The sequence below is a fragment of the Kribbella sp. NBC_00889 genome (assembly GCF_045207705.1).
GTDB lineage: Bacteria > Actinomycetota > Actinomycetes > Propionibacteriales > Kribbellaceae > Kribbella.
On record NZ_CP108783.1, the window covers coordinates 7830301 to 7853759 of the forward strand.

28 protein-coding genes and 1 pseudogene are annotated in these 23459 nt (G+C 68.7%); 17 read left to right on the forward strand and 12 right to left on the reverse strand.

Annotation, left to right across the window (positions count from 1 at the left end; all coding sequences use genetic code 11):
- Positions 1–68: 68 nt before the first annotated feature.
- On the reverse strand, positions 69–1022 hold the full coding sequence (gene pip / locus OG817_RS38435; RefSeq protein ID WP_406049861.1) for a prolyl aminopeptidase: 954 nt from the start codon (positions 1020–1022) through the stop codon (positions 69–71).
- 164 nt (positions 1023–1186) lie between these two features.
- Here pip and OG817_RS38440 point away from each other — a divergent pair, with 164 nt between their 5' ends.
- On the forward strand, positions 1187–2095 hold the full coding sequence (locus OG817_RS38440; RefSeq protein ID WP_406049863.1) for a UbiA prenyltransferase family protein: 909 nt from the start codon (positions 1187–1189) through the stop codon (positions 2093–2095).
- Here OG817_RS38440 and OG817_RS38445 read toward each other — a convergent pair.
- From OG817_RS38445 to OG817_RS38455, 3 genes and pseudogenes are all read right to left on the reverse strand, one after another.
- Positions 2077–2949 carry a virginiamycin B lyase gene (locus OG817_RS38445; protein WP_406049865.1) on the reverse strand — a complete coding sequence of 291 codons (873 nt, stop codon included), beginning with the start codon at positions 2947–2949 and terminating at the stop codon, positions 2077–2079. The two genes, OG817_RS38440 and OG817_RS38445, sit on opposite strands and share 19 nt — an antisense overlap.
- On the reverse strand, positions 2936–3130 hold the full coding sequence (locus OG817_RS38450) for a hypothetical protein (RefSeq protein WP_406057667.1): 195 nt from the start codon (positions 3128–3130) through the stop codon (positions 2936–2938). Before OG817_RS38450 ends, OG817_RS38445 begins: the two co-directional genes overlap by 14 nt.
- A gap of 16 nt (positions 3131–3146) precedes the next feature.
- A pseudogene (locus OG817_RS38455) lies at positions 3147–3437 on the reverse strand (ABC transporter ATP-binding protein); the annotation flags it as partial.
- 105 nt (positions 3438–3542) lie between these two features.
- Here OG817_RS38455 and OG817_RS38460 point away from each other — a divergent pair.
- Both OG817_RS38460 and OG817_RS38465 read left to right on the forward strand, forming a co-directional pair.
- The gene (locus OG817_RS38460; protein WP_406049866.1) at positions 3543–4151 is read left to right on the forward strand and encodes a TetR/AcrR family transcriptional regulator; all 609 of its coding nucleotides are present in this window, start codon (positions 3543–3545) and stop codon (positions 4149–4151) included.
- 7 nt (positions 4152–4158) lie between these two features.
- A complete protein-coding gene (locus tag OG817_RS38465; RefSeq protein ID WP_360454200.1) occupies positions 4159–4929 on the forward strand; it encodes a glucose 1-dehydrogenase in 771 nt (256 codons plus the stop codon).
- 8 nt (positions 4930–4937) lie between these two features.
- On the opposite strand, the gene OG817_RS38470 is transcribed toward OG817_RS38465, so the two are convergent.
- Entirely contained in the window at positions 4938–6446 is a 1509-nt protein-coding gene (locus OG817_RS38470; RefSeq protein WP_406049868.1) for an LCP family protein, read from the reverse strand.
- A 104-nt stretch (positions 6447–6550) separates the two neighbouring features.
- On the opposite strand from OG817_RS38470, the gene OG817_RS38475 reads away from it, so the two are divergent.
- Both OG817_RS38475 and OG817_RS38480 read left to right on the forward strand, forming a co-directional pair.
- Positions 6551–7033, forward strand: coding sequence for a GNAT family N-acetyltransferase (locus OG817_RS38475; protein WP_406049869.1), 483 nt, complete (start codon positions 6551–6553; stop codon positions 7031–7033).
- Positions 7034–7152: 119 nt separating this feature from the next.
- Positions 7153–7962: a DUF3152 domain-containing protein gene (locus tag OG817_RS38480; protein ID WP_406049870.1), complete on the forward strand. Its 810-nt coding sequence runs from the start codon at positions 7153–7155 to the stop codon at positions 7960–7962.
- A 164-nt stretch (positions 7963–8126) separates the two neighbouring features.
- On the opposite strand, the gene OG817_RS38485 is transcribed toward OG817_RS38480, so the two are convergent.
- Both OG817_RS38485 and OG817_RS38490 read right to left on the reverse strand, forming a co-directional pair.
- Positions 8127–8492, reverse strand: a complete 366-nt coding sequence (locus tag OG817_RS38485) for a VOC family protein (RefSeq protein ID WP_360454188.1) — start codon at positions 8490–8492, stop codon at positions 8127–8129.
- Positions 8493–8566: 74 nt separating this feature from the next.
- Positions 8567–9148: a MarR family transcriptional regulator gene (locus tag OG817_RS38490; RefSeq protein WP_406049871.1), complete on the reverse strand. Its 582-nt coding sequence runs from the start codon at positions 9146–9148 to the stop codon at positions 8567–8569.
- Between the two features lie 94 nt (positions 9149–9242).
- Here OG817_RS38490 and OG817_RS38495 point away from each other — a divergent pair, with 94 nt between their 5' ends.
- Together OG817_RS38495 and OG817_RS38500 are read left to right on the forward strand one after the other, a co-directional pair.
- Entirely contained in the window at positions 9243–10007 is a 765-nt protein-coding gene (locus OG817_RS38495) for an SDR family NAD(P)-dependent oxidoreductase (RefSeq protein WP_406049872.1), read from the forward strand.
- A 210-nt stretch (positions 10008–10217) separates the two neighbouring features.
- Complete coding sequence (locus OG817_RS38500; protein ID WP_012924486.1) at positions 10218–10448, forward strand: hypothetical protein; 231 nt, start codon at positions 10218–10220, stop codon at positions 10446–10448.
- Between the two features lie 271 nt (positions 10449–10719).
- Here the strand turns inward: OG817_RS38500 and OG817_RS38505 are convergent, their stop codons facing one another.
- Positions 10720–11085 carry a VOC family protein gene (locus OG817_RS38505; protein WP_406049874.1) on the reverse strand — a complete coding sequence of 122 codons (366 nt, stop codon included), beginning with the start codon at positions 11083–11085 and terminating at the stop codon, positions 10720–10722.
- A gap of 79 nt (positions 11086–11164) precedes the next feature.
- A complete protein-coding gene (locus OG817_RS38510; RefSeq protein ID WP_406049876.1) occupies positions 11165–13822 on the reverse strand; it encodes an alpha/beta fold hydrolase in 2658 nt (885 codons plus the stop codon).
- 59 nt (positions 13823–13881) lie between these two features.
- On the opposite strand from OG817_RS38510, the gene OG817_RS38515 reads away from it, so the two are divergent.
- The 7 genes from OG817_RS38515 (at position 13882) to OG817_RS38545 (ending at position 18793) form a co-directional block, all read left to right on the forward strand.
- Positions 13882–14523, forward strand: a complete 642-nt coding sequence (locus OG817_RS38515; protein WP_406049877.1) for a DUF998 domain-containing protein — start codon at positions 13882–13884, stop codon at positions 14521–14523.
- Positions 14520–14969 (forward strand): YdeI/OmpD-associated family protein, encoded by a 450-nt coding sequence (locus OG817_RS38520; protein ID WP_406049878.1) that lies wholly within the window; start codon positions 14520–14522, stop codon positions 14967–14969. Before OG817_RS38515 ends, OG817_RS38520 begins: the two co-directional genes overlap by 4 nt.
- Entirely contained in the window at positions 14969–15325 is a 357-nt protein-coding gene (locus OG817_RS38525) for a YciI family protein (RefSeq protein WP_406049879.1), read from the forward strand. Before OG817_RS38520 ends, OG817_RS38525 begins: the two co-directional genes overlap by 1 nt.
- Positions 15326–15342: 17 nt before the next feature.
- On the forward strand, positions 15343–16308 hold the full coding sequence (locus OG817_RS38530) for a GNAT family N-acetyltransferase (protein ID WP_406049880.1): 966 nt from the start codon (positions 15343–15345) through the stop codon (positions 16306–16308).
- Positions 16309–16360: 52 nt separating this feature from the next.
- Positions 16361–17473, forward strand: coding sequence for a sensor histidine kinase (locus OG817_RS38535; protein WP_406049881.1), 1113 nt, complete (start codon positions 16361–16363; stop codon positions 17471–17473).
- Positions 17470–18123: a response regulator gene (locus OG817_RS38540; RefSeq protein WP_406049882.1), complete on the forward strand. Its 654-nt coding sequence runs from the start codon at positions 17470–17472 to the stop codon at positions 18121–18123. Before OG817_RS38535 ends, OG817_RS38540 begins: the two co-directional genes overlap by 4 nt.
- A 61-nt stretch (positions 18124–18184) precedes the next feature.
- Positions 18185–18793: a hypothetical protein gene (locus OG817_RS38545; protein ID WP_396397135.1), complete on the forward strand. Its 609-nt coding sequence runs from the start codon at positions 18185–18187 to the stop codon at positions 18791–18793.
- Here OG817_RS38545 and OG817_RS38550 read toward each other — a convergent pair.
- Together OG817_RS38550 and OG817_RS38555 are read right to left on the reverse strand one after the other, a co-directional pair.
- Positions 18722–19585 (reverse strand): M23 family metallopeptidase, encoded by an 864-nt coding sequence (locus OG817_RS38550; protein WP_406049883.1) that lies wholly within the window; start codon positions 19583–19585, stop codon positions 18722–18724. The genes OG817_RS38545 and OG817_RS38550 overlap by 72 nt on opposite strands.
- Entirely contained in the window at positions 19483–20157 is a 675-nt protein-coding gene (locus OG817_RS38555) for a hypothetical protein (protein ID WP_406049884.1), read from the reverse strand. The genes OG817_RS38550 and OG817_RS38555 overlap by 103 nt, the downstream gene beginning before the upstream one ends.
- A gap of 169 nt (positions 20158–20326) precedes the next feature.
- Here OG817_RS38555 and OG817_RS38560 point away from each other — a divergent pair, with 169 nt between their 5' ends.
- From OG817_RS38560 to OG817_RS38570, 3 genes are read left to right on the forward strand one after another with little or no spacing between them, the layout of a single operon-like run.
- Positions 20327–20503: a hypothetical protein gene (locus OG817_RS38560; RefSeq protein WP_406049885.1), complete on the forward strand. Its 177-nt coding sequence runs from the start codon at positions 20327–20329 to the stop codon at positions 20501–20503.
- On the forward strand, positions 20500–20934 hold the full coding sequence (locus tag OG817_RS38565; RefSeq protein ID WP_406049886.1) for a hypothetical protein: 435 nt from the start codon (positions 20500–20502) through the stop codon (positions 20932–20934). Before OG817_RS38560 ends, OG817_RS38565 begins: the two co-directional genes overlap by 4 nt.
- A gap of 21 nt (positions 20935–20955) precedes the next feature.
- Positions 20956–21138, forward strand: coding sequence for a DUF5808 domain-containing protein (locus OG817_RS38570; RefSeq protein ID WP_406049887.1), 183 nt, complete (start codon positions 20956–20958; stop codon positions 21136–21138).
- Positions 21139–21144: 6 nt separating this feature from the next.
- On the opposite strand, the gene OG817_RS38575 is transcribed toward OG817_RS38570, so the two are convergent.
- A complete protein-coding gene (locus OG817_RS38575) occupies positions 21145–23394 on the reverse strand; it encodes a HelD family protein (protein ID WP_406049888.1) in 2250 nt (749 codons plus the stop codon).
- Between the last annotated feature and the right edge of the window lie 65 nt (positions 23395–23459).

Consider the following 23459-nt stretch of genomic DNA (forward strand, 5'->3'; position numbering starts at 1 on the left):
CCAAGGGTTCCGGGGCGAGTAATCGTTGTAAAGATCAGTGATCAAATCTTTGCCCTGTCATGCACGTGCTAGCGCTGATCGGCGAACCGGTCCAGCGCCGCCAGGATCAGCTCCCGCATGCCCACTCCGCCGGCGCCGTGGCCGGCCTGTTCGAGCAGGTGAAGCTCCGCGTCCGGCCAGGCCTGCGCCATCCGCCAGGCGACGTCCGGCGGGCTGCTGATGTCGAGCCGCCCGTGGATCAGGACCCCGGGAATGCCGGCCAGCTTCCCGGCCTCGCGAACCAGCACGTCCTCCTCCAGCCAGGCAGCGTGCCCCCAGTAGTGGGTGACGAGCCGGGCCAACCGCATCCGGATGACGGGGTCGTCGTACCGTGGGTCCGGCTTGTAGTTCGGGTGCGTCGCGATGTGGGTGTCCTCCCAGTCGCACCAGGCCCGGGCGGCCTGCTCCCGGACGGCGGGATCCGGGTCGTGCAGCAGTCGGCTGTAGGCGAGGGCCAGGTTCCCGTCCCGCTGGTCCGCGGGTACGACGTCGCGGAACCTCTCCCATTCCTCGGGGAAGACGCGGCCCATGTCCCGGGTGATCCAGTCGACCTCACGCCGGGTCGTGTTGGTGACGCTGAACAGCACGATCTCGGACACCGACTCCGGCTGCTGTTCGGCGTACGCGAGACCGAGGGTCGCGCCCCAGGACGCGCCGAGCAGCAGCCACTTCTCGATGCCGAGCTGTTGGCGGAGCTGCTCGAGGTCCGCGATCAGGTGGGCGGTCGTGTTGGTGCTGAGATCCACGTCAGGCTCGGCGGCGTCCGGCGTACTGCGGCCGCAGTTCCGCTGGTCCATCAGGACAACCTTGTACTTCGCCGGGTCGAAGTACCGCCGCCACCAGGCGCCGGCACCGGACCCCGGGCCACCGTGGATCACCACTGCGGGTTTCCCGTCCGGGTTGCCGCAGACCTCCCAGTAGATGCGGTGCCCGTCGCCGACGTCGAGCATCCCTTGGTCGTACGGCTCCGTCTCGGGGTACATACACGCTCCTCCAGCCAGATATAACAGTGCTGTTGTATCAAACATAACAGCACTGTCAGATTTCGGGAGAGGCAGGTGGGATGTGCCACGGTCACTCGTAGGCGTGAGGCGGTTCACTCCTCGGGTGGAGGTGTGGTGGGCCGGGGTGGGTGGACAGTGAAGGTGTGACCACGTCGGTGGCGGTTCGGACGGTCGGGCCCAGAGTTCGGGATGTCATTGCGGTGGGGCGGCCGGCCTTCTGGGCAGTGTCGGTGGTTCCGTACTACGTGGGCATCCTGCTCGCGACGCACCGCCTGGTGCCGCCACTCGAGGAGTGGCCTCGGCTGATTGTCGGTGCGGTGGTGATCGGGCCGCTGGTGTGGCTGGCGGTGCTGGCTGTGAACGACGCGTACGACCTGCCCAGCGATCGCCTCAACCCGCGCAAGGCGAAGTCCCCGCTCCTCGACGGACGGATCACGCTGCGGGCGGCCAAGCGTCTTGCGTTCGCCGCCGCGGTCGTGGCCGTCGGGGTCAGCCTGCATGTAGGCATCGTGTTCGCGCTCGGGGTCCTGCTGGCGGTGCTCCTCGGGTACGCCTACAGCGTGCCGCCGATCCGGCTGAAGACTCGCGCCGGCTTCGACGTCGCGGTCAACGCCCTCGCCCTCGGCGCTTTCGGACCGCTCGCCGGCTGGGCCGCGATCAACCCCGACCTCGGCGACTTCCCCTGGCTGATGGGCCTGCAGGGAACCCTCGCCGCAGTGGGCCTCTACCTTCCTACGACTCTCGCCGACCTGGATGCCGACCGGGCCGCCGGCTATCACACGATCGCGGTTCGCTTCGGTGCACGGACGACGTACCTGATCGGGTACGTCGCCTGGATCGCCGCCGCAACGCTCTCGGTCGTGTTGGCCGCGACCGGAACGATCATCCCGCGCAGCATGCTCCCGCTGGAGTTGGTGATGGTGCCGGTCCTGGTTGCGGCGTACCCGAAGCTGATCGGTCCGCGGCAGGCGTTCAAGGGGATCATCGTGCTCGCATCGCTGTTCCTCCTCCCGTGCGGCACGTTCGCCCTGACCTACACCGGCGTCCTCTGAAGATGGGCGAGGGCGCCCGTCTCGAGGGCTACCCAGACCGAGCCGTCGGCGTCGACCGCCAGACCGTGCGGCTCGGAGCCGTCGCCTAACGGGACCTGAGTGATGAGGTTGCCGTCAGCATCGAGTTGGGCCAGGGTATGCGTACCCCACAAGGTGATCCAGCAACCGCCGTCGTCGGTCGCCACGACCGCGTGGGGCTTGGATCCTTCGGGGAGTGGGAACTCCTCGATCGTCCCGTCGGCCGCGATCCGCCCGGCCTGGTCGGCGAGGATCTCGACGAACCACACCGCGTCGGGTCCGGCGCTGATCCCGACGGGTCCGGCGGCCGCGGTCGGCAGGGGATAGGTCGTGACCACGCCGCTCGTGGTCATGCGGCCGATCGCGTTGCCTTGATTGAGCGTGAACCACAGCTCGTCGGTGGCCGTGATCATCGCCGGGAACCCGCCACTGGTTCCGATCGGGTACGTCGTGACATCGCCGTCGACTGTGATGCGGGCCAACTGATCCGTATTCATCAGCGTGCACCACAAGGCGCCGTCCGGTCCCACACACAGGCCGTACGGCGCCCCGACCGCCGCGAACGCCGAAATGTTGCCCTCAGCATCGATCCGGCCGAGGTGGTCGTCTCCGTTGCGGGTGAACCAGACGGCGCCGTCAGGTCCTGGCACGATCACACTCGGCCGCGAACCAGGTGCATCGAGATCGAACCGATCACCCGGAGCCCGGTCCGCAGACCGCGAAAGGCGCGCGACCACGCCGGCGTGGACCAGCGTCGTCCACACCGCGCCGTCGACGACGGCGACGCCGTACGGGCCCTCGTTCGGGCCGGCGGCGGTGAACTCAGCGAGTGACAAGGCAGGTCTCCTTCAGGTCGAGGACGGCTCCGCGCCAGCGGGAGATGAACCGGCGGTCGTGGCTGACCACGACGAGGGCACCCGCGTACCGGTCGAGGGCCGCCTCCAGTTCCTCCACCAGGACGAGCGACAGGTGATTGGTGGGTTCGTCGAGCAGCAACACGTCGTAGGGCGTGGTCAAGGTGGTTCGTCGGTTCGTCCAGCAGGAGGATTTCCGGTGCCGACGCCAGTGCTGCGGCCAGGTGCGGGCGGGCGAGTTCGCCGCCGGACAGGTCCGACAGGTAGCCGATGCTGCCGGCCGCGGTGACCGTGCCGTCCGTGGGCGGCTCGAGGCCGGCCAGGATCCGCAGCATCGTCGACTTGCCGGAGCCGTTCTCGCCGATCAGGCCGCTGACCTGGCCCGGTGGGGACGCGCAGGTGACCTGGTCGAGCACCACTCGGTGGTCGTAGGACCTGGTGACGTCGTGCAGGGACAGCTGGGTGGACATACGGATCTCCTGACTCTCTCGCGGGTTCGTTGGACTGCGAACGGCGGGTCAGAAGATCACTGGCGTCCTCCACTAATGCGACGAATGTCGTATTAAGATGATGCCATGGCGGACGCGGAACGCGCAAGCAGGCCGGGCGGACGTACGGCGCGGGTGCGGGCGGACGTGCTCGCGGCAGTCGAGGTCGAGTTGGCCGAGCACGGGTACGACGGGTTGACGATCGATGCGGTCGCGGTGCGGTCCGGCGTACATCGGACGACTGTCTATCGCCGGTGGAAGACCGTCGCGGGCCTCCTCGTCGATCTGCTCCAGGCCGGCGCGGATGATGCCTGGGCGCCTGCCGACACAGGCTCGCTCGAGGGCGATCTGATCGCGATCAACCGCGAGGTGTTCGCCGCGCTCACCGCCCGTCCGTCCGTCACTCAAGCGGTGATCGCAGCCTCCTTCCGTACGCCGGAGGCCGCCGAAGCCCTCACTCACTTCTGGACCGACCGCTACACCCGGACGGAGACCGTCGTACGCCGGGCCATCACCCGAGGCCAGGTTCCCTCGTCAACCGACCCCCACCAGGTCGTCATGACCGCAACCGCCCCCCTCTACCACCAACTGGTCCTCCTGCGACAACCCATGAACCAGGCCATGGCTGTCCACTACGCGCAGGTAGCCGCCGCGTCCGCCCGCGGCGGATTAGGGTCGGGGGACGGGCGAGCGTGAGGAGACTGTGTTGACTGGACGGTTGGCGAACGAAGTTGTGCTGGTGACGGGGGCTGCTCGGGGGATCGGGCGAGCGGTGGCGGTGAAGGCGGCTGCCGAAGGCGCGGCCGTGGGGCTGGTCGACGTACTGGCGGATCAGTTGACCGCTACGACCGCGGAGTTGCAGGAGTCCGGCGCGAAGGCCGCGGCCGCGGTGGGGGATATCACCGACGAGGCCTCCGTACGGCATGCGGTGGACAAGCTGACGAACGACCTCGGGCAGCCGGTCACCGTGCTGGTCAACAACGCCGGCAAGAACGCGTACGCCGACGCGACCAAGATGACGGTGGCCGAGTGGGACAGCGTGTTCGACGTGGACCTGAAGGGCGCCTGGCTGATGGCGCGACAGGTGCTCCCGGCAATGATCGCGAACCGGCACGGGTCGGTCGTCAACATCGCGTCGATCCACTCGCAGCTGACCACCGCGGGGATGTTCCCGTACGCCGCGGCCAAGTCCGGCCTGGTCGGGATGACCCGGTCACTCGCGCTGGATGTTGCCGAGCACAACGTCCGGGTGAACGCGGTCAGCCCGGGCTACATCGGCACCGACCTGCTCGAGGAGTTCTTCGACACGATCCCGGGCGAACGCGAGAAAGCGCTCGGCGTCCACCCGCTCGGCCGGATCGGTACGCCGGAGAACGTCGCCGAGGTGGTCTGCTTCCTCGCCTCCGAAGCCGCCGCCTTCGTCACCGGCGCCAACTGGGCCGTCGACGGCGGTCTCGGCGTCCGCTACGCCTGACCCCGGCCTCAGTTGGTCGGATGGTAGGCGCAGTCGTCCGCCAGGTCCCCAGGGGTGGTCTTGGTGGTCGTCGGCTTGCGAGTGGGTGCCGTCGTGGTCGGGTGCGGCTTGGGGGCCGCCGCCGGGTTCAGGGCGCGGTTGATGATCTCGCGCATCCCCGCGTAGTTCGGATTGCGTCCGTTCGGGAAGTTCTTCTTCTTGTCCAGGTCGATGTTGGTGATCTTCGCCGACTTCACCCGCTGGCCGAGGGTGACGAACTCCGGCAGTAGGTTCTGCGGGATGTCGGTCCGGATCAGTTGCTCGCCGGCCTTCGCGATCGACTGGTAGTTGGCGAGCACGTTCTGCGGGGTCGCACGCTCGACGATCGCCTTGATCGTGCAGCGCTGCCGGGCCTGCCGGGCCAGGTCCGCGCCCGGCACCCGGTAGCGGCCGCGGGCGAACCACATCGCGTCGAAGCCGTTCAGCTCCCGGTCCGGCCCGGGCTGCAGGTAGCGACTCGGCGGGATGTCCTTGTCGTCGTCACCCCCGACCGGGACCGGGTAGTTGATGTTGACCTTGATCCCACCGAGCGCCTGCACGAGTTGCGAGAACCCGATGACGTTGATCTGCACGTAGTAGTGCAGCTTCAGCCCGACCGCCTCGCCCACCGACAGCTTGAGCACGTCGGCGCCCTCGTTGTCCGACGGACCGAGGATGCCGGGGTACTTCTGCGGGATCATCCGGTACATCGCGTCCAGGTAGAAGTTCGACTGCTCGGTGTCGCCCAGCTTCGGATCCCAGAACCCGGTCGGATACTTCTCGTGCAGCGGTGAGTCGGCCGGGAACGGCATCCGCATGAAGTTCCGCGTCAGCGAGATCAGCGCGGTGTCACCGGTCTTGGTGTCGATGCTGGCCACGATGACGGTGTCGGTCCGCGCGCCGTCCCGGTCCGCGCCGTCGTCCGCGCCGAGCAGCAGCACGTTCAGCCGCGGCAACTGGTCCCAGACATCCTTCTTCGCGGTGATCGTCGGCCGGGTCTGGCTCTTCGACTCCTCCCCGCCGAACACCTTCTGGACCAGGCTGCGCTGCGCCATCAGGGTCTCCGCACCCATCGCCGTACTGGACGCCATCCCGAAGCACACCAGCCCGATCACCAGCGACCCGAACATCCGCGCACCAGGCCCCGCGGCCAGCGGGCGCAACATCTTGTACGACGTGACCAGCACGACGACCCACAGGAGTGCGACCGCGGTCAGGCCGGCGACCATCCACAGCAGCAGGGTCGGGTCGAGGGCCCACGCGATCACGTCGTCCCGGCGCTTCAGGCCGACGTACGCCGCTGCGGCGTACCCGGCGAGGCTCAGCATCGTCACGGCGATACCGAGGCGGAACCGGCGGGCGACCAGGTACGCCGTCCCCGGCAGGAGCGCGCCGAGGACCGCGAGACAGGCAGCGGCGACCGAGGTGTGCCGGCGGGGCCTTGCCCTCCGGGCTCGGGTGGAGCCAGAGGCACGGCGGGCTCTGCTGCTCGAGGACATGGGCTCCACTCGGCGGTCGACGGCAGGACAAGTGGACGCGTCCCCGGTGCGCGTCCACTTCCTTCGATTCACCCGGGCGGCAAAAAGTTGGCATGATCTTCCAGGTGACCGACATTCAGGTACGACGGGCGAAGCCGGACGACGCGGAGGCACTGGTCCGGCTCCGTGGATTGATGCTCGCCGCGATGGGCACCGACATCGGCGGACCGGACGCTCCCTGGCGGCCGATCGCGCTGGCCTGGTTCGCCGAGCGGCTCGCGACCCCGGACACGTTCGCGGCGTACGTCGTGGACGACCCGGCAGCCGGCGTGGTCGCGGGCGCGGCAGGCGACGTACTCGTTCACCCGCCGGGCCCGAAGGACCTCAGCACGTACCGTGGTCACCTGTACAACGTCAGCACCGAGCCGGACTTCCGGCGCCGCGGCCTCGCGCGGGCGTGCGTCGGCGCGCTGATGGACTGGTTCCGCGACGAGACCCCTGTGGGTGTGGTCGAGCTGCACGCGACCGATCTGGGCATCGAGCTCTACCGGGAGCTCGGCTTCATCGAGTCCCGCTACCCGGCTCTGCGTCTGCACCTGACCCGCTGACCCACCACGGCATCACCCGGCGGATCTGGCTTCATCTGTGGATTGAGAAGGGTTTCGGGGCACAGTGGCAAGAGGAGAGTGAGAAGACGCCCGCCGGGGTGTCGTGAGGAGCTCACGGGATGCGCCGCTGGAGTGTTGTCAGGACGGTCGGGCTGGCCGCCGCTGTGGTGGTCGCGATCGGGGCCCTGTACGAGCTGCCGGCCAGCCCGTTCGCCCGCCACGGCTACCCGTCGAAGCCGGGTGCCGAGAGCGCGCAGGCGTCCGCGCAAGGCGTCGTACCACAGCTGTCCAGAACAGCCGCACCTGGTGAGACGCCGGTGCCGGCGACGCCGAAGCCGGTGATCACGTACCCGATGCGCGGGACACAGTCGTACGCCGTTCTGCCTGAGAATCCCGCGGTGATCGGGCGGGCCGGGACCTTGCTGACGTTCCAGGTCGCGATCGAGGGTGGCATCAAGGGGATCGATCGCACTGAGCTGGCGCAGTTCGTGCGGGCGACGTACGGCGCTCCGCAAGGCTGGGCGTCGCAGGGTCAATGGCGGTTCCGGCAGGTCGGGCCGGGCGAGACGCCGGACTTCAAGCTGATGCTGGTCACGCCGGAGACGCGCGACACGATCTGCGGTGCCGCGCCGGATCGCTACACCAGTTGCCGGATCGGGGACCGCGTTGTCCTCAACGTCGCCCGCTGGGTACACGGCGTACCGAACTTCGGTGCACCGCTGACGACGTACCGGCAGTACATGATCAACCACGAGACCGGGCACCGGCTCGGCTACGGCCACGAACTCTGCCCGCGCCCGGGCCGGCCGGCACCGGTCATGCAGCAGCAAACCCTTGGTCTCCACGGCTGTACGGCGTACGCCTGGCCGTACCTCAACGGCGTGCGCTACAAGGGCCGCCTAGGTCAGTACGACGACCCCATTCCTTAGGCCGTGTCTGGTGCTCCCGCGCCGTAGCGAGCAGGTGCTCGGCACGGCACCTCGCCGCACTGGAGCAAAGGCCACGATGAAACCACATCGAGGCCTTCACTCCAGCACGCCGATACACCGCACCGAGCACCTGCTCGCTACGGCGCGGGAGCACCAGACACGACCTACTCCTGAATGATCGACAAGACGTTGCCAGCCGGGTCCTTGAACCAGGCGATCAGCGGGCCGACGCCACGGTAGACACCGAGCTCGTCCTGGTCGTCGTTGTACCGCTCGAACGTCACACCGCGATCCGTCAGCTCACGCGCGGTCGACGTGATGTCCGCGACGGGGAAGTTGAGGACGGTGTACTCGGCCGGCACGTGATCCTGCTTCGGGTAGACGAGGATCGGGATGCCGCCTGAGATCTGCAGCTGCAGCATCCCGTTCTCCTCGCCGACGGTCAGACCCAACGTGCTCCCGTAGAACTCCTTCGCGGTCGCGATGTCGTCCACGGAGAACCCGCTGAACGCCTTGGTGTCCTTGAACATCTCGAACCTCCTGGTTGACTCCCTGATATCAGGTACGTCGAGGCTGTCGAGGGCTCTTCGACACCGCGGCGAACTCAGTTGTGCAGAGCCACCTGTGGGATCGCCTGCGTCACGGTGGCCGTGACGGCGGCGGATTCGAGGCCGTCGGCAACGGTGTGCAGGAGACGGACCAGGTGGGCCGCGTCGGTCGGCCCGAGAATCCCTGTGATCACGTCGAGAACGCGGACCGTCAGGCCGTCCAGCTGTGACAGCCGCGCCTGACCCAGCGACGTCACCGCGAGCCCCGGGGTGGTCCGGACCATGCCGAGGGCCTCGAGCTCGGCGATCGCCAGCTCCGCCTCGCCCGGAGTCGTACCGACCTGCTCTGCCACGTCGTCCGCGGTGCGGCGGCCGTTCGCGATCGCGTTCAGCATCAGCGCGGCCGGCATCTTCATCCCGACCGCGTCCTGCAGGCCGAGGATGAGTGGATGCGCGTGGCCGCGGACTCGCTCCACCGCGTCGAGCAGACGGAGCGCGTCGCCGACATTGCCGATCAAGTGCTCGGTCTGGACAGCCTCGAGGCCGTTGGGGTGGACCCGATCGGATGGTTGCACGACTCCGTCGGCCACTCTTTCAGGGACCGCCAGTGCCTTCGTTCCAGCGTCTTCGATGGTCACGTCTCCAGCGTACGGAGTCGTTCCGACAGCCCGGCGTGTCGTTCCTGAGGAAACCCTGTGAATCTGAACGCCTCGATCATCTACCCTCGCGGGCATGCGGTTGAACGGCAAACGAGCACTGGTGATCGGTGGAGGCGGCGGCGGGATCGGACGCGCCGTCAGTGCGGCTTTCGGGGCCGAGGGAGCCGCGGTGACTGTCGCGGACATTGACCTCGGCCGGGCCGAAGAGGCGGCCGAGGCGCTGCGCCAGCACGGCGCGACGGCGTACGCCGTGACCGGGGATGTCCGTTCACTACAGGACGTCGAGGCGATGGTTGCCGCAGCGGTCGAAAATCTCGGCGGGCTCGACGTGCTGGTCACAGTGGTCGGCGGGCAGGTCGCGTTCGTGCCGGCGGTCAAGCTGCACGAGATGGCCGACGAGGACTGGGACACCATCTACGAGGTCAACCTCCGCTACGTGGCGCGCGCGGTCCGGGCGGCGCTACGGGTGTTCCTCGACCAGGGCAGCGGCGGCGCGATCGTCAGCGTCGGCTCGGTGACCGGCTTCATGGCGGCACCACACCAAGCGGCGTACGGCGTGATGAAGGCGGGACTGCTCAGCCTGGCCCGGACGGTCGCTGCCGAGTACGCCGGCGACGGCATCCGGATGAACGTGGCGGCGGCCGGTGCGATCGCGACCGCGGTGGCCAACGAGAACGTGGACGCCGAGGTCGTCGAGGAGATCCCGGTAGGCCGGTTCGGCAGGTCGGAAGAGGTGGCTGCTGCCGTCGTCTACCTGGCCTCGGACGCTTCGGCGTACATGACCGGCCAGCAGGTCGTGCTGGACGGCGGCGTCTCCGTGCGCGGGCCGTTCGACTGACGATCACGACAGTCGAAAACCTGCTCGAAGAATTGGGTCCTGCCCGGTCTCGAAAAAGTTTGCCCACAGCCGGACAAATCGCGATCGAGGCGTGACTTAGCGTCCGCGTCTTCCGTTGGATCTGACGTGACGGTGAACACACGGCGCACCGGCACCGCGCTCGCTCCGCGTTCCCAGGCCGCACATCTCGAAAGACAGCCAGGAGGACCAGTGACAACCGCGACCGCCACCCAGACGTCTGAGCGCCGACGCGTCCGAGTCTGGTTCGGTGAGCACGTGATCGCCGACTACAACGCCGAGCCGGCGTTGGCCGAACGGTACGCACACGCCATGAGCCGTCGCTTCGCCGGACTTCGGGTCACCAACGACCCGATGCCCGCCGTGGACCGGCTCCCCGACCCCCTGCCCGGCGAGCGCATGTGGGACGTAGCACCCCGCTGAGGAAGCCCCCGGTACCTTCTCGCGTTCCTTTTCTCACCAGACAACCCACCCGGAAACGCGGCCGGTCGAGAACCTCACCTCGATCACCTGAAGGCATCGGTTGAAGTGCTCCGCACCGGGTGCGGAGCACTAGGCGGCAAGCGAGTGTGGGCGGTCTGCCCCTCGCTTGCCGCCGTTTCTCCCCTGCACACATGCGCCTGACAGCACCACCTGAAACCGAGAACCACGTCCGCACCGGGATCCCCAAGGTCCGGTGCGGACGTTTCGTTGGTCAGAGGTTGGCGTAGTACTCCGGCCGCATCTGGATCAGCTGGACGTAGTTGCCGTCCGGATCGATCAGCGTCGCGAACCAGCCGATGCCGCGGTCCTCCGGCTGGACCAGCCACTCCACCTCGAGCGTGCGCAGGTGCGCGGCCGTCGCCTCGATGTCGTCGACGGCGAAGTTCACGATGCACCGGCCAGGCTCGGCGGTCTTCACGGCGACGTCGTCGCGGTGCTCGACGACCAGGCCGAACCCGCCGAGGTTCAGGTTGCCGTGGCCGTCGACCTCCGCGTGGAAGCCGTCGCGATACCAGGCCTTCAACCGGTCGGGGTCGGCAGTGCCGAGCAACATGCTGTTCAGAACGGGCTGAGCCACAGTGTCTCCTGAGTCCGTCGAGCTGCCGATCAGCTCACACGTCCGGTACGTCGGAGTCAGCTCGGCTGTCTCGACATCCTCAGCTCCCGGTGATGAACTCCGCCACGATCGGGCCGAGCACCTCCGGGTCGACATCGTGCGGCTGACCGTCCATCGTCAGCCGCCGGCCTTGCGGCAGCAGGTCCGCCACGATCCGCGCGGTGTTGCGCCGCCAATCCCGGCTCTCGCCGCCGTCGATCACCAGCGTCGGCACGGTGATCGCGGTCGCCCAGTGAGCCGGGATCGTGAAGTCGTCCATCAGCAGTACGTCGTACACAAGCGTCGGGGCCAGTGCCTCCAGGTCCTTCCACAGCGGGGCGTTCCGCAGCGGTGCGACCACCTCGGCCGGCATCTCCACGGCTGTCACCAGGAACAGTTCGGTCGCGTCGCCGTACCGGTCCTGCGCGACCAGCTCGTGCAGCCGGTTCGCGAGATCGACCGGCACGGATCGGGTGTCGTCGAGGATGAACGGCGGTTCGATCAGCAGCAGCCCGCGGATCGGAACCCCCTGCGCGGCGGCTTCCGCCGCGAACACGGCACCCGTCGAGACACCCAGCGCGTACGCCGAACCTCCCACGACGTCGACGACCGCGGCCAGGTCCTCCAGCTCACGCTCGACCGCCCACGGCTGCACGTCGCCACTGTCCCCGCGGCCGCGACGGTCGTACGTCGCGACCGTGAACCCACCGGCCAACCGTTTCGCCAAGGGAATGAATGTCCGCCGGTCGTTCAGCGCCCCACCGACGAGAACGATCGCCGGACCACTGTCGCCGTACACCTCGACCACGATCGGTGTCCCGTCGCGCGACACCACGGTCTCGATTCGCGGCCGCAACGCCGCGGTGGATGGAGATCGTTGCGGGGCGGACTCGCCGTACAGCCCGCCCAAGTAGGCAAACAGGTCGCTGTGTCCGTACAGCCGTGGTTCGGTGTGCTGCGCCAATCCCTCGAAGTACCGCTGATACCGCCGTCGCGTCGCGTCGAGCTCGCCGGCATCGTCCAACCGCTGCAGGCAGAACGCGCGGACCGTCTCCAGCAACCGATAGCGCGACCCCGACGTTCCATCCACACGGACGACGAGCGACCGGTCGACGAGCCTGGTCAGAAGCTCCGCAACCTCAGCCACCGGTACGTCGTCACCCGCGCACACCGCCTCGGCCGCGGCCAGCGTGCACCCGCCGGGATGTGGTGCGAGCCGGCGCAGCACGGCGCGTTCGGGTTCGCCGAGCAGGTCCCAGCTCCACTCGACCATCGCCGACAGGGTCTGCTGCCGATCGGGCAGACCGCGTTGGCGGTAGCGGTTGTCGAAGCGGTCGACGAGGTCGTGAACGTCCATCGCGCCCACCCGGATCGCGGCCAGCTCCAGCGCAAGCGGCAAACCGTCCAGCCGCTGGCACAACGCAATGACCGCATCGGTGTTGTCAGCGGTCAGCCGGAAGCGCGGATCGGCGGCCTCGGCGCGGGCGACGAAGAGTTGGACCGCCGCACTCTCGGCCGCGTCGGCGCCGGCTGTCGGCAGGTCCAACGGAGGGACCGGCCGCCGGTGTTCGCCGGCAATCGACAGGGGTTCGCGGCTGGTCGCGAGAATCCGCAGACCAGGCGAGCGCAGGAGTCCGGTCGCAACCTCCGCGGCCGCCTCGATCACGTGCTCACAGTTGTCGAGGACAACAAGTACGTCGGCACCCGGCTGCACGGTCGCCTCGACCAGCGCCGACAGCTCGCGCACGGAGGCGCCCGGATCGAGCGCGGCCAACTCCACCAGCCAGACCCCGTCGGGTGAGTCGACGCGGCGAGCGGCCGCGAGCGCGAGGCTCGTCTTGCCGACCCCACCCGCGCCGGTCAGTGTTACGAGCCGCCCAGACTCAAGCTGCTCCACCACGTCGTCGACCGCCGCGTCCCGGCCGATCAGTTCCGTGAGCCCGGCCGGAAGGTTGCTCTTCGCCGTGGCCGTCGCAGTTGGCTCCTCGGTCAGGATCTCCTGATGCAGCGCTACCAGCTCTGCGCTCGGATCGAGCCCGAGCTCGTCCCGCAACCGATCTCGAAGGTCGCCGTAACTCTCCAGCGCCTCGGCCTGCCGCCCGGACCGATGCAGCGCCTTCATCTGTACGGCGCGCAGCCGCTGCCGCAACGGATGACGCGCGACGAGCTCCGCCAGCTCGGCGACAAGGACCTCGTGCTCACCCAGCACGAACCGCGCTTCGGCGTACGCCTCCTGGACCGCGAGCCGCTCCTCGTCGAGCCGGTCGATCGTCGCCCGGGCGAACGCTTCCTGCGCCACATCGGCGTACGCCGGACCGCGCCACAGCGTGAGCGCGTCGGCGAGGGTCGCGGCGCGCATCCGGGCGCTGCCGGTCTGCCGAGCACGAGTGGCGAGGGCACGGAACCGGCCCGAGTCGACCGCCTCCGGTGCCACTGCGATCAGGTAGCCGGCTGGTCCGGTCTGTACGAGGTCTCGAGCACCCGGCTCGGCATCCTCCAGCGCGCGACGCAACTGGGACACCCGGGTCTGCAGCGTCGCGGTCGGGTTGCCAGGTAGTTCGTCACCCCACAGATCGTCGATGAGCGCCGTCACGGCGACCGGGCGGCCGGCGTGCAGCAGCAGGTCGGCCAGCAGCCCCCGCACCTTGCGATCAGGGATCCGCACCGCCTGGCCATCGTCGGTCCACGCGGTGACCGGACCCAGTACGCCGAAACGCATGCGGCTCAGACTAGGTCCTCCAAAGGTTTTCTGAAGTGGTTCGCTCCAGGCTTGCCGCCATGACAACCATGACGAAGCAATCCGCACCACCACTCCTACTCGCCGGTGCGATCGCCGGCCCGCTGTACGTCGGCATCGGCACCATCGAGGCGATCGTCCGCGACGGCTACGACATCCGCAGGCACTCGCTGAGCCTGCTCGCGAACGGCAACGGCGGCTGGATCCACTCGACGATGATGGTCGTGACCGGCCTGCTCACGGTCGTCGGCGCTCTCGCGCTGCGCCGCGCCGGACTCCGATCCCGCTGGGCCGTCGGCGGACTCGTCCTGTACGGCGCAGGCGTCGCCGTTGCCGGTCTGATGCGGGCCGACCCGGCCGACGGCTTCCCGATCGGTACGCCCCCCGGGATCCCGGACAGCGTCAGCTGGCATGGCTTCGGCCACGTCATCGCCGGGTTCATCGGGTTCATCGGCCTGATCGTCGCCTGCTGCGTGCTCAGCCGGAGGTTCGCCCGCCAGAACGAGCGAGGCTGGTCCCGCTTCTCCCTGGTCACCGGTGTCGTCTACTTCCTCAGCCTCGTCGGCCTGTCCACCGGGGGCGGCAGCACCGTCGGCAACCTCGGTTTCACCGTCGCCGTGATCCTCGGCTGGACCTGGTTGACCCTTCTGATGCTCCACGCTCGGACGGAGGAGGTCCGATGAAGTTCACTGCCGAACTCTTGTCCACGGGCAAGAACACCGCCGGCTTCGAGGTACCCACCGACGTCGTCGAGGCGCTCGGCGGCGGCGGTCACCCGAAGGTCTGTGTCACCGTCAACGGCTACACCTTCCGCACCTCGATCGCCCGGATGGGTGGCCGCTATCTGCTGGGTTTCAGCGCTGAACGTCGTACCGAGGCAGGCGTCGTACCCGGTGGGGTGATGGAGGTCGACGTCGAACTCGACACGGCCGAGCGGGTGCTCGAGGTACCCGAGGAGCTTGCTGCCGCGTTGGCGGCGGACGGGAAGGCCAAGGAGTTCTGGGAGACGCTGAGCTACAGCAAGCAGCAGTGGCACGTGCTGCAGGTGACGTCCGCGAAGACCGACGCCACCCGGGACCGGCGGATCGAGAAGTCGATCGGGATGCTGCACGAGGGCCGGGCCCGCTGATGCGGTTCATCGCCGTACTGCGTGCCGCCGAGGATTACGGGTTTCCACCGCCGGAGCTGGCGGAGGGGATCGCCGCCCTCGGCGCGGAGGCAGTCCGGAGCGGGGTGCTGGTCGACACCGCCGGTCTGTTGCCGGTGGCAACCGCTACCCGGGTCGTCGTCTCCGCCGGGACGCTGACCGTCAGTGAAGGGCCGCGAGACGACGGGCTGCCGCTCGGCGCGTACGCGGTCTACGACGTGGCCGGCCGCGACGAGGTCGTCCACTGGACCAAACGTTTCATGGATCTTCATCGCCAGACCTGGCCGGGCTGGGAAGGCGAGTCCGAGATCCGCCAGGTGTTCGGCCCGGAGTCCTGAGGCTCTACTGTTGCGGCGTGGACTGGCCGGCCGGGGTGACGACGAGACCACTACGGCCTGAGGATGTGCCGGCCGTGGTCGAGGTGGCGAACGCGATCGCCGAGGCAGACCAGAGCGGTCAGTACGTCACCGCGGAAGGCTTCTCCGATGCCATCGCGGACCTCGACCTGGCCAAGGACTCAATGGCTGTGTGCGATGCCGACGGGCTGGCCGGCTACGGCCTCGTCGATCCGCCGCAGGTGCGTGACGGGCAGTCGGTCGCGGAGGCGAAAGGCGGTATCCATCCACGATCGCGCCGGACCGGCCTTGGCGGTCCACTCCTCGCCTGGCAGACGAACCGGGCCCGCGAGCGCGCCGCCGACGTGGTCGACGTCGAAGTCGAGGCGATCGCCACCGGCGCCCTCGCGATGCTCGCATCCCAGGGCTTCCAACCGGTCCGCTACTTCGAGGTGATGCGTCGCTGGTACGACGATCAGCCCGTCAGCGCGCGGCCGCTGCCCGCCGGATTCACGATCATCAGATTCGAGCCGTCGTACGACGAACGGCTGCGGCTGGCGCACAACGAGATCTTCCGGGACCACTGGGGAGTCAGTGAGAAGGACGACGCGGCATGGCGCCGGTGGTTCACCGGCAGCCGCCACTTCCGGGCGGAGTGGTCGAGCGTCGTCCTCGACGCCGACCGGGTCGCGGCGTACGCGTTCGGGTACGAGTTCCCGATCGACACCGAACGCACCGGCTACCGCGAGCTCTGGATCGGCCAGGTCGGAACCCGTCGCGAGTACCGGTGCCAGGGTCTCGCCCGCGCCGCGATCAGCACCAGCCTCCGAATCGCCCGCACCGACGGTTGCGACCGCTCGGCCCTGGGCGTCGACGTCGACAGCCCCACCGGCGCCACCCGCCTCTACGACTCTCTCGGTTTCAAGACCGTCTCGCGGACGATCCTGCACCGGCTCTCACTCGTACGACGGAGTGCGCCGGGCTGATCTCCGTCGTGGGAGCCAGGTCCGCAGGACTCGGGTGAGACAGACTGATGCGATGGGCGGACTCGAGCGGCTGGGCATCCCCGGTCCACGCACGCGAGATCGGATGATCGACGTCGCCGTCGTGCTCGCGGTCGGCGTCGCGTCCTCGGTGCCGTTCATCGGCCGCGAACCCGGAGCCATCACAGCGCTCGGCGTCGTCGCCAACCTGGCCACCGTGATCCCGCTGCTCTGGCGCCGCCGCTGGCCATTCGGCGTGATGGTCGTCGTCGGCGCGGCCGCGGTGCTGGTCTCGCTCCACCATCGACCGGGTCAGAACCTGCAGTACGGTGGCCTGGTCGCGATCTACACGCTCGCCAGCCTCGGCCACAAACGGTGGCAGCGAATCGGGCTGCTCGTCGTCATCCTGGTCACGTTCCCGCCGGCGTCGCTGCTGCTCAAGCACAACGACCTGGACGAGTTCATGTTCACCTTCCTGCTGCCGGTTGCCGCCTTCCTGGCCGGCTCGCTCGAACGCAGTCATCGCGAACGCGCCGCTCAACTCGAGCGGGAGCGTGTGTCGGAGGCCGCCCGGGCCGCCGCCGAGGAACGGGCCCGGGTCGCCCGAGACATGCACGACATCCTGGCCCACGCGGTCACGCTGATGGTCGTCCAGGCCGAGGCGGGGCCGGTCGTCGTACGCACCGATCCGGACCGGGCCGAACGCGCCTTCGACGCGATCGCCGACGCCGGCCGGGACGCGATGGTGCAGCTCCGGCGGCTGCTCGGCGTACTCAAGGCGGGCGAGGACCGGGCGCCGCAGCCGACGCTGGCTTCGCTGCCGGACCTGGTGACGGGTACGGCGTCGTTGGAGGAGACCGGCGTACGACGTGCGATGGCGCCGGACACCGAGGTCGCGGTGTACCGGATCGTCCAGGAGGCGCTGACGAACACGGTGAAGCATGCGCGCGCCCAGCGGGTCGCCGTACGGCTGGACTGGTCGGAGGCGGGCTTGGAGCTGTCGATCACGGACGACGGGATCGGCGCCGAGGTGTCGGCGGGCGGGCACGGGCTGGTCGGGATTCGCGAACGCGCCGCTGCCTGTGGTGGCTTCGCGGAAGCCGGGCCGTTGGGTGGTGGCGGGTTCGAGGTACGGGCCAGATTGCCTTATCTGGAAGGGGTTTCATGATCCGGGTGGTACTGGCCGACGATCAGGAGCTGGTACGCAGCGGTTTCGCGATGATCCTGGACGCGCAACCCGATATCGAGGTCGTCGGTGAGGCGGCCGATGGTGCCGAGGCGGTCGAGCTTGTCCGGGCTCTCACGCCCGACGTAGCTCTCCTCGACGTCCGGATGCCGCGCGTCGACGGCCTCGCCGCGGCCCGCACGATCTGCGCGAGCACCCCGGCGAAGGTGGTCATGCTCACCACCTTCGACTCCGACGACTACGTGTACGACGCGTTGTACGCCGGGGCCAGTGGGTTCCTGCTGAAGGATGTTCGGCGGGACGACCTGGTGCACGCCGTGCGCGTTGTGGTGGCCGGCGAGTCTCTGCTCGCGCCGAGTGTCACCCGTCGCCTGATCGCCGATCTGACCCGGAGCCGTCCCCGCAGTACGCCGGCCGCTGCGCTCGACGTACTCACGAGCCGCGAGCGGGAGACACTCGTCCTCCTCGCCCGCGGCTTGTCGAACGCCGAGATCGCCGCTGCCCTGACCGTCAGCGAACACACCGTCAAGTCCCATGTCAGCAACACCCTCACCAAGCTCGACCTCCGCGATCGGGTCCAGGCCGTCATCGCGGCGTACGAGACTGGTCTGGTCACTCCCACGAACCAGTAGTTGCCGCAAGCTCCCTCTTCTCGGCGATGTGGTGCGTGGTTGTGGTGACGACGCTGGAGGAATGAAGAGACTAGGGATGATCGCGGCCGGGCTGCTGGTTGCCTACGGCATCGTTCGGTTGATCGACGGGATGGACGGCTCGCACGGGCCGGGACTGTGGTGGACGGTCGGACATCTGCTGTTCCTGGCCGGGATGCTGCTGTTCGCCGTCGTGCTTGTCCTCGCTCGCGGTGAGCTGATCCGGCGACGGGGCGTTGGGACAGCGGCTGTGGTGGTCGGGCTGTTGGGAGTGGCGGCGTTCGTCCGGGTGATCCTGGTGGACCTCATGGTCGGCTTCCGCGCCGAGGACCGGGCTGGTATGTCGCGGATCAGCGACGAGTACGACCGCTGGCCGGGCAACCTGGGCATCTACGAACCGCTGTCCACCGTTGGCCCCGCGTTGTTCCTGATCGGACTGCTCGCGTTGGCGGTACTCCTCGTGCTCGACCGCCGCCTGCCGGTCTGGTCCCCGATCCTGCTGGCGGCCGGCTTCGCCGTCATCACCGCCAACCTGGACCTGATGCCGCTCGGCGGCCTGCTCCTGGGCGCCGCCTTCGCGCTAGCAGTACGACCGGCATCCACGATCGACGCCGTACGCACGCCGGACCTTGGCAACCGACGAGACGGGTGACAGCTGCCCACCGCCGTGCCAGCTGGCCAGGAAGGACTGTGGTGGCACAGCCCCACGCCGGATCCACCACTTGCCCGGAGCCGTCGGCCAGCTGATCCCGAAATGCAGATGCGGTGGCGTCCCACGAGCACTCCCGGTCTTGCCGGTCAGCCCCAGCGTCTGCCCGGCCCGGACCGCTACCCCCGGCCGGATCCCGCCCGCGATCGCCGACAAATGAGACCCGTAGTACCGAACCCCGTCGACCCCCACAACGGAAACCGACAGCCCACCCCGATCCCGCCCCACATTCGTCGTCGCATGCCACCCGTCGACCCGCGTCACCTCGTCCACCCGCCCATCAACCGGCGACACGAACCGGCACCCCACCGCCGCAAAAATGTCCGCCGCCGGATAGTCATGATGACTCCCCGAAGCATCCCCCCGACACCCTCCAACCGGAAACACATACCGAACCCGCGCGGCTGGCGACTGCACTGGTGCGGTGACCGTGGCCCGACCGCTTGGAGTCGGAGTCGGCGCAGTCGTAGTTGTCGGCCGGGCAGGCGTCGTAGTCCGGGGATTGTTCGTCGGCGGCGGACTGGCTTGGCCGGATTGTGCATCATCGAACACGCCGATCGCAGACAGCGCGAACAGTCCGGTGGCCGTGACAGCCACCGCGGCCGCCAGGAATACTGCCCAGACGGGACGCGTCACGGGTACCAGAAGGCGTTGACCGTTGCGGCCGAGTACACCGTCTCGCAGGGAATCCCGTTCTTGTCCGCATCCATCCGCAGCGGCCTGTCGTAGTACCACCAGTAGGCGACCGCCTGGGCGTACGTCGCTCCGCGGGCTGCGAGGTCACGGCACAGCAGTCCGGATCCCAGCGGAGCGGCTCCGCTGGTCTCCCGGCCGTTCCAGTATGCGGCGACATCGCTGCGCGGATATACCGTCTCGCACGGGATTCCGTTGCGATCGGCATCCATCTGGTTCGGTTGGCCATGCAGCCGCCAGTAGTCGATCGCCGCCACGTAGCTGAAGCCTTTGGCCTTCAGATCACGGCAGAACAACCCCGCAGGCAACGAACGTACATCGCCGACCACCTTCGGTGGCGCAGGTACGGATGAGGTCGTCGTGCCTTTGGCCGACGGAGGCACGGTCAGCGTCGTGACCGGTGCGGGTGCTGCGGTTGTCGGCTGCTGCGGCGTACTGGCCGCGTCGCGCACCGGGTCGTCCTTGTTCGTCATCAGCACCACCAGCCAGATGAGCAGGACCACGATGACCCCGACGGCCACTCCGCCGATCGCCGCCAGCGTGGCGTTGCCGTGCTCGTGACCGAGGTGACCGGTGTGGTGACGATGCGTGCGTGAATGCGGTTCTCCGTTCATGATTTCCCCCCGCGACCCATTGAAGCTTCGCGACTTTGCGCTGTCCATGGGTCGCGGGTGTTGCGATTGGGTCGCAGGTGGGGCGGCGGTGGGTTCACCGGGAGAACATCTGGTGGTCATCGGGGTGGGTGATGATCCGGCCCGGATCCGGTTTCCGAGAGGACATGTGATGGGGCACTCGCACGACCCCCTGCGGGTTCGCGGTACCGACGGCCACCGCAGCCAGCCCGGGTACCTCGGCGCGGCGGTCGACCCGGCCGGTCCGGCCCTCGACGTGGTCGGCGACGCGGACCCGTGGGTCGACCCGTGGTTCTACACGAACCCCATCTGGGTGCTGCCCAAGTGATCATCGCCATCGACGCGGACAGCCGGGACACGGCCGCGGCCGACCACCTGCTGTACGACCTGCTCGACGCCATGGACCGACCGGTCGTCGCCTGCACCCACATGGTGTCGGGCGGCGACCGTCCGCACGTCGCGGTGTCCCTGACGAGTACGGCGGACCTCGCCCAACCGGTCCGGGACCACCTGGCCGGGCAGAACGTCGGCCTGGCCATCACCCGCCCGGGCGCGGAACTCCGGACCCGCTGCAACATCGACCACCTGGAAGCCGTCGGCGGTCAGCCGGTCGCCGACGACGCCCTGGTCGACACCTGCGACTTCCTCCGCCCGCTCCGCCGCGACGGCCGCCTGGTCCTCCAGCTCCAGCCCGCCGCCGGCAACGTCCTCATCCCGTTCGAGCTCCAGCACCAGCAGCAGTGCTGCGCCGACCACTGAACGGCGAGCTACCGTCGGAGTATGGGCGATGGGACAGGCAGGTTCCTGGGCATCCCGTACGACTGGCGCCGCCCGACGCCGGACCGCACGAGGTCACGATGGTGGAATCCCGACGAGCCACGGCTGTTCACGCCGAAGGTGCTCGGCTGGGGCTACGACCTCAACTTGGCGCGGCTGTTCGGCCGCCACCCCAAGAAGAACTGACCGGGCTCAGCGCCGTACGTCCCACGCGTCGGAATCCCGCAGTACGTCGGGAAGCTCGCCGATGACCCCGAGTCGTTGGGTGCACCGGGTCAGAGCGACGTACAGGTCACGCAGCCCACGCGGGGACTCGATGACGATGCCGTCGGGGTCGACGACCAGGACCGAGTCGAACTCGAGGCCCTTGGCTTCGCGAGCACTCAGAACGGTGATGTCAAGGTCGGCGACCGCTTCCTGGACGAGCTCGAGCCGGCTGCGCGACGTGATGATCCCGACCTGTCCGTACGCCGACTCCTCGGCCGCGACCTTATGGACGTACATGGCCTGGTCCGACGCCGAGATGTCGGCGTGCCAAGGCTTCACCCCGGTCGAGCGCACCGACTGCGGCGCCTTCGCCGACGGGTCGACCTCGTGCAGGACGTCACTGGCCAGGTCCATCACCTCGGCCGGCGTGCGGTAGTTGAGCGTCAGCTCGGCCAGCCGCCAGCGATCGCCGAACGTCTCGCCGAGCGCGGCCGACCAACTCGTTCCGCCGCCGATCGACCCGGTCTGGGCGACATCGCCGACCACGGTCATCGAACGCAGCGGGCAGCGGCGCGCGATCGCGCGCCACGCCATCGGTGAGAGCTCCTGCGCCTCGTCCACGATCACGTGCCCGTACGTCCAGCGCCGGTCCGCCGCGGCCCGGTCCGCGAGTGTGCGATCGTCGTCCGCCTCGTAGCGTTCGGCCAGCGCCTCGGCGTCGAGGATGTCCTTCGCGGTCAGGACCTCCGCATCGTCGTCCTCGTCGAAGTCGGTCGACCCCGAGCCGCTGAGAACGTCCAGCGCCCCTTGCGCGTAAGAGATCGCCCGCGCCCGGGCCGCCCGTTCGCGAGCCGCCTCGCTCCCGTCATCGCCGAGCAACTCGGCGGCCTCGTCGAGCAGCGGTACGTCGGACGGACTCCAGTCGGCGCCGTAGCGCAGTAGATGCTCGCGTTCGAGCTCGCTCAGTTGCGGCGCGGCCAACGCCAGCCGGTCCTCGTCGCCGTACAGGTCCTCGAGCAGCTTCTGTGGGCTGAGGAGCGGCCAGAGCTGATCGAGCAGCGCCTGGACCGCCGGCTCGGCCAGGACCTCCTTGCGCAGCTCGGACAGCTCGTACTCGTCGAGCAGGTTCTCTCCGTCGTACGGGTCGGTGGCGACCAGATCGGCGTACTGATTCGTCAGGTGGTCGACCATCTCGGTCAGGAAGAACGGACGGGCCTGGTTGTGGGTGAGGTTCCGTGCGCGAGCCCGCTCGCGGATCTCCAGGCACACCGTCGGATCGAGACGAAGCACGGTCCGGTCGACGGTGACGTGGACGGGGCGCTCCGGGATCCACTCCCGGTCGTCGACCGCCTTCGCGATCACGTCGGCCATCACCGGACGGCCCTTCACCTCGGCGCTCTCGGCCGTCTCCGGGCGGGTCGCGGTCAGGCCCGGGTACAGCTCGGCGACGGTGACCAGGCGGACGCCGTCCTCGCCGAGCGACGGCAGCACCTGACCGATGAAGCGCAGGAACGCCGCATTCGGCCCGACCACCAGAATTCCGCGTTTTTCCAGTTGTTCGCGGTGGGTGTAAAGGAGAAATGCCGCGCGGTGCAGTGCGATCGCGGTCTTGCCGGTGCCGGGACCGCCCTGGACGACCAGGATTCCGGGCAGCTCGGAGCGGATGATCCGGTCCTGGTCGGCCTGGATCGTCTGCACGATCGACTCCATCTGGCCGGTCCGGCGCGCGTCCAGCGCCTTCAGCAGGACGGCCTCGCCGATCACGCCGGTGCCGGGCTTGGACGCGTCGGCCGCGGTCCGGCCCAGGTCGAGTTGCTCGTCCTGGACGTCGATCACCGTGCGCAGCCGGGTCTGGATGTGCCGGCGCCGGACGACGCCCTCGTTCGCCACCGCGGTCGCGATGTAGAACGGGCGGGCCGCGGGCGCACGCCAGTCGACCAGCAGGGACTCGTAGTCGTCGTCGTGCAACCCGATCCGGCCGAGGTGCAGGATCTCACCGTCGGCCGCGTCCAGCCGGCCGAAGTACAGCCCCTCCTCGGCCGCGTTCAGCCGGGCCAGCCGCGCGTTCAGGTCGCGGATCCGGCCGTCGCGCTGGTGGAGTGCCTGCGCGTTGCGGGTCTGGACCAGTTGCTCGTCCTGCTTGCGCTCCTCGGCCCGCTCGCGCTCGGTATCGAGCGCGGCGTAGAACGTCGTCAGGTGACCCTGTTCGGCCTGCACCGGATTCGGCAATTCCATCCCCTTGTGATAAACTACGCGCGTTGGTTCCCAGAGGTCATTTCTGACGCATTCTCTGGTAGCAG

Excerpts from the sequence above, each read along its gene's own strand:
- OG817_RS38460 (WP_406049866.1), top strand. The coding sequence starts at position 3,543 with ATGGCGGACGCGGAACGCGCAAGCAGGCCGGGCGGACGTACGGCGCGG.
- OG817_RS38540 (WP_406049882.1), top strand. The coding sequence starts at position 17,470 with ATGATCCGGGTGGTACTGGCCGACGATCAGGAGCTGGTACGCAGCGGT.
- OG817_RS38515 (WP_406049877.1), top strand. The coding sequence starts at position 13,882 with ATGACAACCATGACGAAGCAATCCGCACCACCACTCCTACTCGCCGGT.
- pip (WP_406049861.1), bottom strand. The coding sequence starts at position 1,022 with ATGTACCCCGAGACGGAGCCGTACGACCAAGGGATGCTCGACGTCGGC.
- OG817_RS38570 (WP_406049887.1), top strand. The coding sequence starts at position 20,956 with ATGGGCGATGGGACAGGCAGGTTCCTGGGCATCCCGTACGACTGGCGC.
- OG817_RS38575 (WP_406049888.1), bottom strand. The coding sequence starts at position 23,394 with ATGGAATTGCCGAATCCGGTGCAGGCCGAACAGGGTCACCTGACGACG.
- OG817_RS38520 (WP_406049878.1), top strand. The coding sequence starts at position 14,520 with ATGAAGTTCACTGCCGAACTCTTGTCCACGGGCAAGAACACCGCCGGC.
- OG817_RS38535 (WP_406049881.1), top strand. The coding sequence starts at position 16,361 with ATGGGCGGACTCGAGCGGCTGGGCATCCCCGGTCCACGCACGCGAGAT.
- OG817_RS38525 (WP_406049879.1), top strand. The coding sequence starts at position 14,969 with ATGCGGTTCATCGCCGTACTGCGTGCCGCCGAGGATTACGGGTTTCCA.
- OG817_RS38470 (WP_406049868.1), bottom strand. The coding sequence starts at position 6,446 with ATGTCCTCGAGCAGCAGAGCCCGCCGTGCCTCTGGCTCCACCCGAGCC.
- OG817_RS38485 (WP_360454188.1), bottom strand. The coding sequence starts at position 8,492 with ATGTTCAAGGACACCAAGGCGTTCAGCGGGTTCTCCGTGGACGACATC.
- OG817_RS38545 (WP_396397135.1), top strand. The coding sequence starts at position 18,185 with ATGAAGAGACTAGGGATGATCGCGGCCGGGCTGCTGGTTGCCTACGGC.
- OG817_RS38495 (WP_406049872.1), top strand. The coding sequence starts at position 9,243 with ATGCGGTTGAACGGCAAACGAGCACTGGTGATCGGTGGAGGCGGCGGC.
- OG817_RS38510 (WP_406049876.1), bottom strand. The coding sequence starts at position 13,822 with ATGCGTTTCGGCGTACTGGGTCCGGTCACCGCGTGGACCGACGATGGC.
- OG817_RS38555 (WP_406049884.1), bottom strand. The coding sequence starts at position 20,157 with ATGAACGGAGAACCGCATTCACGCACGCATCGTCACCACACCGGTCAC.
- OG817_RS38560 (WP_406049885.1), top strand. The coding sequence starts at position 20,327 with ATGGGGCACTCGCACGACCCCCTGCGGGTTCGCGGTACCGACGGCCAC.
- OG817_RS38480 (WP_406049870.1), top strand. The coding sequence starts at position 7,153 with ATGCGCCGCTGGAGTGTTGTCAGGACGGTCGGGCTGGCCGCCGCTGTG.